We start from the raw sequence: 6,724 nt of genomic DNA on the forward strand, positions 1-6,724 counted from the left end.
CAGCTCAATCCCATCACGGTCGGTATCGCCCGCGTTTTGGTAGAAAGTACGAGCACCCTCGTCATACGGCACTAATTCATCGCGCACGCGCACCGAAAACAGTGCCAAGTCGTAATCCATCGCCAGCGGTTCAACGTAACCGCGCAGACCTATCTCACGATTCCAAGCCTTTTGCGGCGATACTGAAGGGTTGAAACCGCCACCCGAGGGGTTAGCAAACTCTGAGAAGGTGGGCGTTTCAAACGCGGTGCCGGTATTCACATACGCTTGATGCTGTGGGCGATAGCGGTAGCTCAAACCCGCCGAGCCACTCCATTCGTTAAAGGTTTGCTCACCGCTTTGATCGCCATCGTCCAGGTAGAGGTCGTCGACGTCTAGCTCTATTCGGTCAAAGCGGGCACCGAGCGAGAGCGTTACCTGCTCAGAAAGCGCCAAATCCCCCTGAGCAAAGACCCCCGCCGAGGTTGCCGTTTGCGTCTCTTCCGCCAGCCGCTCACCCACCATGCCCTGGGCATTTACATCATTACGAAAGCGCTCATCGTTTTGACGCGCCACATCCACACCGGTGATATAGCTCAGCGGCAGGCTGCCTAGATTAATTTCATGATGATACTCAGCGCTCGCGCCCAGGTAATCACGCTGATAGCCCAACCGGCTACTGCCCACGAACGGCAGTTGCTGCTCAAAATCACGCTGCGCAACAAAACCCTTTACATAGAGCTCGCCAGGGCCTGCGGACAGATCTTCGTACTGTAAGCCGAGCAACTGCTGATCAACGTTTTGCCTAGCATCCAATGCTATGGAGTTTGGCGCGGCCTGATCACGCCCGTTCGCGACTTCGCGTGCATTTAGCGCACCAGGATCTTCGGAGCGTGGGTTTTCAAGCAAATTGATAATGGCCGTTATCGCCCTTCCGCTGCCTAACTCACGACGCAGCTTGGCATTTAGCAAATACTTTTCAGTCGAGCTCTGCTCACGATAGCCATCAACATTGAGCGCCGAAAGACTTACATGATGCGACCAGTCTCCTTGAGAACCGCCGGTTTGCAGCGACGTTTTTCGATAGCCGCCACTCCCAACCTCCGCGCGCAGGCGCGTTCCTGGGTTATCGCGACCGTCGGCGGTAGTCACCGCGACCACCCCGCCAGCCGCGTTGCCGTAAAGCACCGAAGCAGGCCCGCGGATGACCTCAATACGCTCAGCGCTGTCTAGATCGATGGCATCAAGCTGCGCTTGACCGTCGGGCAGCGTGTAGGGAATGCCATCGACCATCACGGTAATGCCACGCACGCCAAACGGTGCCCGCGCGCCAAAGCCTCGAATAGAGATTCGCTGGCCCTGGGCAAAGTTATCGCGGTTTTGCACAAACACGCCCGGCACGCGCACTAATGCCTCGTCCAGCCGAGTACGCTGCTGCCCCTGTGCAATGGCATCGCGGTCAAGCGTTGAGACCGCGGCAGGCGTTGCGTAGAGCTCGCGCGCCAGGCGCGGCGCCGTGACCTCTAGCGTATCCATCGCGCTGGAAGTCGCTGGCATATTTTGGCCCCAACTTTGGCTAGCCGTCAGACAGCTTAATAAACAAAAAGACGTGGTCGCTCCTCTTCTCAACACGGGGTCCCTCTCAGATACTTCAACGTGAAAATGCAGGGCAGGATTGAACGACTTCCTGACCTGGCTAGTCTCTAGAAGTTAATTGAGGCATAGATAAATTGCTTGGTAATGCTTAAACTTGTACCGGTTACACCCCTGAAAGCAAAGGAGGCTTTATGGCGTTTACAGCGACAGATCCAATCAAAATGATTTTTGCAGTTCTATTTCCGCCACTCGGCGTATTTCTTGAAGTCGGATTTAAAGGACATTTCTGGCTGAACATTATTCTAACGCTATTTGGATTTATACCCGGCATCATCCATGCGTTTTATGTGATATTAAAGCACTAGCATTTAGTTCTCACTGCTTGATGAATGCAACGCCGCCTAAGGTCACACTTAGGCGGCTTTTTTATGCCTAATCAACGTGGCCATGGAGGCGCCGAGGAAAAGCCTGAATGCATTCGTCACTGGACTACAGAACAAGCGCTTTTACGCTACACTTTTGCAACCTCTGATGCTTCTTCTACAGGCGTCTCACTTAACTGCTCGCCTTCGCTACGTGCAATCACCGATGTGCCGACTAAATCGCCGGTCACGTTCAAGGCCGTGGCGCCCATGCCTACCAGCGCATCAATAGCAGCGAGCAACGCAACGGTTTCAATCGGCAGCCCGACCTGGGCAAACACCGTGGCAATCATAATAATACCGGCGCCCGGCACCCCGGCAGTGCCTACCGAGACCAGCGTACCAATCAGCACAATCTGTACCATGCTGATAAAATCCAGCGGCGCGCCAATCACGTTAGCGGCAAAGACTGCCGAGATAGCGATACGAATCGCCGCCCCATCCATATTCAAAGTGGCCCCGAGCGGCAGGCTAAAGCCATAAATACTCTTAGAAATTCCTAAACGGCGGGCCGCGTTGACCGTTAACGGCAGCGTGCCAGAGCTACTTTGAGTGGCAAACGCCGTCAGCATGGGCGTGCGTGCCTCACGGAAAAAGGTGCGTAGTTTCACACCAAATAAACGCATGATGCCGCAATAAAGCAGTACATGAACGCCCAGCGCGATATACAGCACAACCACCATATCACCCAGCGACAGCAGCGTTTCCAAGCCTTGACGGCTCACCGTTTCGGCTACAATCGCAAAGACGCCGATGGGCACATAGTGCAGCACCCCTGACATAACTTTTAGCGTGACGTCGTTAAGTGCCTCAATCACCTCGTACAACCGCTCGCCCATCGCATGCTGGCGCGGTGATTGGCGCATTTTTAACAGTGCAATACCAAACACTAATGCCGTAAAAATAATGCCCAGCATATTAAGCTCAGCAAAAGCCCCGATAATATTATCCGGCACAATGTTAAGCAGCGCATCGACAACGCCAGGGTTTTCAGGCACCGAAAAACTGGCTTCATCGTTGAGCGTCATGCCACTTCCCGGGCTAAACAGCGTAGCAACCGTTAAGCCCACCATAATGGCCAGCGCTGAAGACGCTAGATAATAGCCAAAGACCTTCCCGCCTATGCGCCCCGCGCTACCCTCGCGCGACTGGTTAACTCCCACCATCAACGTGAACAGCACGATGGGCACAATCAAAAAAGTCAGTAGCCGCAGCAGTAAATCACCCAGCGGCGCCAGCCAAACGGCCACCGACTCACCGCCAACAAGCCCGACTAACACGCCCAGTACCAGCGCGATGGTAACGCGTAAAATCAACGACGCGTTCAAATAGGCCTTCCATATGCGTGTCATTTGAGTCCCTACAGGTTTGAATACGTTGATGGGCCTATTTTGATAAGCCTGCACACCACTTTATTAGTGTGGCACAGCAAGATCGACAAGGTGAGTAGGCGGCAGTAAATCGAGACTCGCTTTCATGGTACGCACCTCCTCCGCCGGTGGACGCCCGAAGAAGCGCTTAAATTCTCGGCTGAACTGCGAGGGACTCTCATATCCTACGCGACTGGCTGCAGCTGCGGCAGTTAACCCATTGCGTATCATCAGTAGCCGCGCATGATGTAAACGAGTCGATTTGATGTACTGGATCGGCGTGGTCTGAGTGACTGCCTTAAAATGCACGTGAAAAGCAGGTGTACTCATGCCTGCTTCTTTCGCCAGATTGCCCACTTCAAGTACATCGGCGTAGTTCGTATGAATCCGGCTGAGCGCCTTGGCAATTTTACCAAACTGCCCGTAATGGGAGAGCGCTGCGCGAACGCTGCCGCCCTGCCCCCCTACCAATACTCGGTAATAGATCTCCCTCACAATGTGTGGCGCAAGTATGCGCGCGTCTGCTGGAGCGGCTAGCGCCACAAGTAGACGTAATATTGCATCTGCTAATGTTTCTTCCAGCGGAGTCGCAAGCATACCGCGGGGTGCTTCAACCGCATGCTCACCCGACACCTCAACCAAGGCAGCTAACTCAGCAATGACAACCGTATTAAGGCGGATGGCTATGCCTAGCATGGGCTCATCCGGCGTGGCTTCCGTTTCTGAAGTGAATGGCAACGGAATAGAGAGCACAAGATAATGCAGCGCATCGTAGATATAGATCTCATCGCCCAAATAACCGCGCTTACTGCCCTGGCAGATAATCACAATACTAGGCTCGTAAAGAACCGCCGTATTTTTTAGCGGACGATTAGAGCGCATAAAACGCACATCACCCACCAGCGACTGGGTATATCCCTCATGAGGCGCAAGTTGGTACAAATACTTAACGATTTTGCTGTGCACCACAGTATCGCTTTTAAATGCCATGTGGATAACCTCGAACGATTACTAGCAGTCTGGGCAATAAAAATCTTTACTCATATAAGAGTAATATACATGTTTCACGGCTAAACGGCGCCTTACTAATTGTTCATACGATAGAATTAGGCAAGCATGCGATAGGATCAGCCCTATTGCCCTTTACTAGCGCCAGCTAATCTTCTCCGGGTACTTACCCATGCGAGGATGATTACATGACGATTTCACCTAACCGTTCAGCAACAGCTGTGTCATCAAAAGTTGTCTTATTAACAGGTGCCAGCAGTGGTATCGGTGAAGCCACAGCCCGCCGACTAGCGGACCAAGGCCACCGGCTCGTCATCGGCGCGCGCCGTACCGACCGGCTAAAAGCATTGACCGAGACGCTTCGTGCAGAAGGTGCCACGGTAGACTACCGGGCGCTGGATGTGACGGACTTAAAGAGTATGCAGGCATTCGCAGAATACGCGCTTACGCTGCATGGCTGCATCGATATTATCGTCAACAACGCAGGCATTATGCCACTCTCACCACTGGCATCGCTTAAAGTCGATGAGTGGAACCGCATGATTGACGTCAACATTCGCGGCGTACTCAACGGTATTGCGGCCGTTCTACCCGTAATGCAGGCTCAAGAAAGCGGCCAAGTAATTAACATTTCCTCGATCGGCGGCCTTAGCGTCGTACCCACCGCGGCAGTTTACTGCGCCACCAAATATGCAGTACGTGCCATTTCGGACGGATTACGCCAAGAAACCGACAAGATTCGCGTTACCTGCGTGTACCCCGGCGTGGTGGAGTCGGAACTGGCAAATACCATTACTGATCCAGAGGCCGCCAACGCCATGGCGACTTATCGTCAGATCGCACTTAAATCTGATGCCATTGCAGCTGCAATTGCACATGCTATTAATCAGCCAGATGACATCGATACCAGCGATATAGTGGTGCGACCTAGTGCGAGTTACTAAATCCACACGCCTTTAGCAGCTAATCAATGGAGCCCGAAATGAACACACCATTACGACGTCAGTTGATCATACTCCCAAGCTTGATCCTCATCGGTGTCTTGTTTTCAATATCCGCACAGGCGACAACCACGCAGGCACGCAGCGAGCGAGGGGCAGAAGTGATCCGCAGCCTTAATCAAGGGAGCGATCAGCCAAATCTGGAGGCGATGCGTGAGGAGTTTCCCTTCCTTGCCGAAGCCACGGAAGCTTATGCCCTTGGTGATATATGGAGCCGCCCGGGCCTTGATGACAGGACACGTCAACTTGCAGCAATGGCCGTACTGGCAGCCTTGGGCGAGCTTAGCATGATGCGCGTTCATGCGGGCTATGCACTCAACATTGGCGTTAGCGAAGAAGAACTTAAAGAAATGGTTTACCTGATCACGGTGCCCGTAGGCTTTCCTCGGGCTATTGCCGCTTCCCAGGTGCTGTCCGAGCTATTGGCCGAACGTAATAATTAGAACGAGCGATACTCATGCAAGGAACCAAGTTTTCCATCTACTGGAAACGGCTACTAGTGGTCGCTGGCATTATCATTTTTTATCCAGCGACCACCTCTGCTCAAACCTGCCCTAACATGGAAAACGAAGCTATGGCAGACCATCCATATGTTGGTATGTGGGTAACTGAAGATGGGCGTATTCGTCATGAGCTTTTACCCAACAATCGCTACGACGAGGCCCGTGGTGAGCGTGAAAGTGCTTACCAGGGGCGCGATCACGTGACTGGCCACCACATCGAATACTGGGATGACACTGGCTTCACCGCTGATGGCGAATTTAGAGATGATGTCCTTTATCACGGCGGTATGGTGCTGTATCGCGAGGAGTAACCTGGCATGCGAAACCTCCCCTTGATAAATGCTTAAACTAATTCCCCCATTTTGCGTAGATCTTCTAGAGATCAGAATCTCTGCATTTGAGTGCTAAAAAAACCGAAACAAAAAATCATCATGGCTATCGCGCTGAACACTCAAGAAACAACCCGGGCAGGAGGAAATGCAAAATGCTGTCGGCTGCACGTATAATTAACGCGACATGATCTATATTAATAACGAAAAAGGAATTTCCACATGCACCTCCCCATCACCTGTTTAGCGGCAACAGCATTAGCGCTTTTGATGAGTGGCTAATGGGCTGGCAGTAATCAATCTGACCCAATGCTAGAGGAAAAGGGCAAGAAAGATATTGACACATCTGAATATTAATGACACTGTGTCGCCAGTTGGTTAGCAAGCAGCATGGTTTCAGAAGTGTACGAAAAAGATTCAGAAGTGTACGAGATTGATATGTACGAAATCTTTCGGCAAGCCTGTAATTGTATTCCTTGTTTTATCCACTATTAATCTGGGTGATACCAGGAACTT

7 protein-coding genes are annotated in these 6,724 nt (G+C 52.2%); 4 read left to right on the forward strand and 3 right to left on the reverse strand.

The annotated features are described in order from the left end of the window. Positions 1-1,536, reverse strand: a 1,536-nt coding sequence (locus ACTH5D_RS16755; protein WP_441673230.1) for a TonB-dependent receptor family protein, incomplete at its 3' end; no start/stop codon positions are given. A gap of 230 nt (positions 1,537-1,766) precedes the next feature. Between ACTH5D_RS16755 and ACTH5D_RS16760 the strand changes: the two genes are divergently transcribed. Further along, positions 1,767-1,940 carry a YqaE/Pmp3 family membrane protein gene (locus ACTH5D_RS16760; protein ID WP_096281858.1) on the forward strand — a complete coding sequence of 58 codons (174 nt, stop codon included), beginning with the start codon at positions 1,767-1,769 and terminating at the stop codon, positions 1,938-1,940. Positions 1,941-2,086: 146 nt separating this feature from the next. Here the strand turns inward: ACTH5D_RS16760 and ACTH5D_RS16765 are convergent, their stop codons facing one another. Together ACTH5D_RS16765 and ACTH5D_RS16770 are read right to left on the reverse strand one after the other, a co-directional pair. Then, positions 2,087-3,349, reverse strand: coding sequence for a dicarboxylate/amino acid:cation symporter (locus tag ACTH5D_RS16765; protein WP_441673232.1), 1,263 nt, complete (start codon positions 3,347-3,349; stop codon positions 2,087-2,089). Positions 3,350-3,412: 63 nt separating this feature from the next. Then, the gene (locus tag ACTH5D_RS16770) at positions 3,413-4,357 is read right to left on the reverse strand and encodes an AraC family transcriptional regulator N-terminal domain-containing protein (RefSeq protein ID WP_441673234.1); all 945 of its coding nucleotides are present in this window, start codon (positions 4,355-4,357) and stop codon (positions 3,413-3,415) included. A gap of 206 nt (positions 4,358-4,563) precedes the next feature. On the opposite strand from ACTH5D_RS16770, the gene ACTH5D_RS16775 reads away from it, so the two are divergent. Genes ACTH5D_RS16775 through ACTH5D_RS16785 form a run of 3 tightly spaced genes read left to right on the forward strand, consistent with a single transcriptional unit; the run spans position 4,564 to position 6,190 of the window. Continuing rightward, complete coding sequence (locus ACTH5D_RS16775) at positions 4,564-5,319, forward strand: SDR family oxidoreductase (RefSeq protein ID WP_441673236.1); 756 nt, start codon at positions 4,564-4,566, stop codon at positions 5,317-5,319. 38 nt (positions 5,320-5,357) lie between these two features. Further along, the gene (locus ACTH5D_RS16780; protein WP_441673238.1) at positions 5,358-5,819 is read left to right on the forward strand and encodes a carboxymuconolactone decarboxylase family protein; all 462 of its coding nucleotides are present in this window, start codon (positions 5,358-5,360) and stop codon (positions 5,817-5,819) included. A 14-nt stretch (positions 5,820-5,833) separates the two neighbouring features. Beyond that, positions 5,834-6,190, forward strand: coding sequence for an Atu4866 domain-containing protein (locus tag ACTH5D_RS16785; RefSeq protein WP_441673240.1), 357 nt, complete (start codon positions 5,834-5,836; stop codon positions 6,188-6,190). Positions 6,191-6,724: the final 534 nt, after the last annotated feature.

This window comes from Halomonas sp. (genome assembly GCF_052095695.1).
In the GTDB taxonomy this organism is placed as follows: Bacteria; Pseudomonadota; Gammaproteobacteria; order Pseudomonadales; family Halomonadaceae; genus Vreelandella.

Bases quoted from the DNA above. Each gene is read 5' to 3' on its own strand.
- ACTH5D_RS16760 (WP_096281858.1), top strand. From the start codon at position 1,767: ATGGCGTTTACAGCGACAGATCCAATCAAAATGATTTTTGCAGTTCTA.
- ACTH5D_RS16765 (WP_441673232.1), bottom strand. From the start codon at position 3,349: ATGACACGCATATGGAAGGCCTATTTGAACGCGTCGTTGATTTTACGC.
- ACTH5D_RS16770 (WP_441673234.1), bottom strand. From the start codon at position 4,357: ATGGCATTTAAAAGCGATACTGTGGTGCACAGCAAAATCGTTAAGTAT.
- ACTH5D_RS16775 (WP_441673236.1), top strand. From the start codon at position 4,564: ATGACGATTTCACCTAACCGTTCAGCAACAGCTGTGTCATCAAAAGTT.
- ACTH5D_RS16780 (WP_441673238.1), top strand. From the start codon at position 5,358: ATGAACACACCATTACGACGTCAGTTGATCATACTCCCAAGCTTGATC.
- ACTH5D_RS16785 (WP_441673240.1), top strand. From the start codon at position 5,834: ATGCAAGGAACCAAGTTTTCCATCTACTGGAAACGGCTACTAGTGGTC.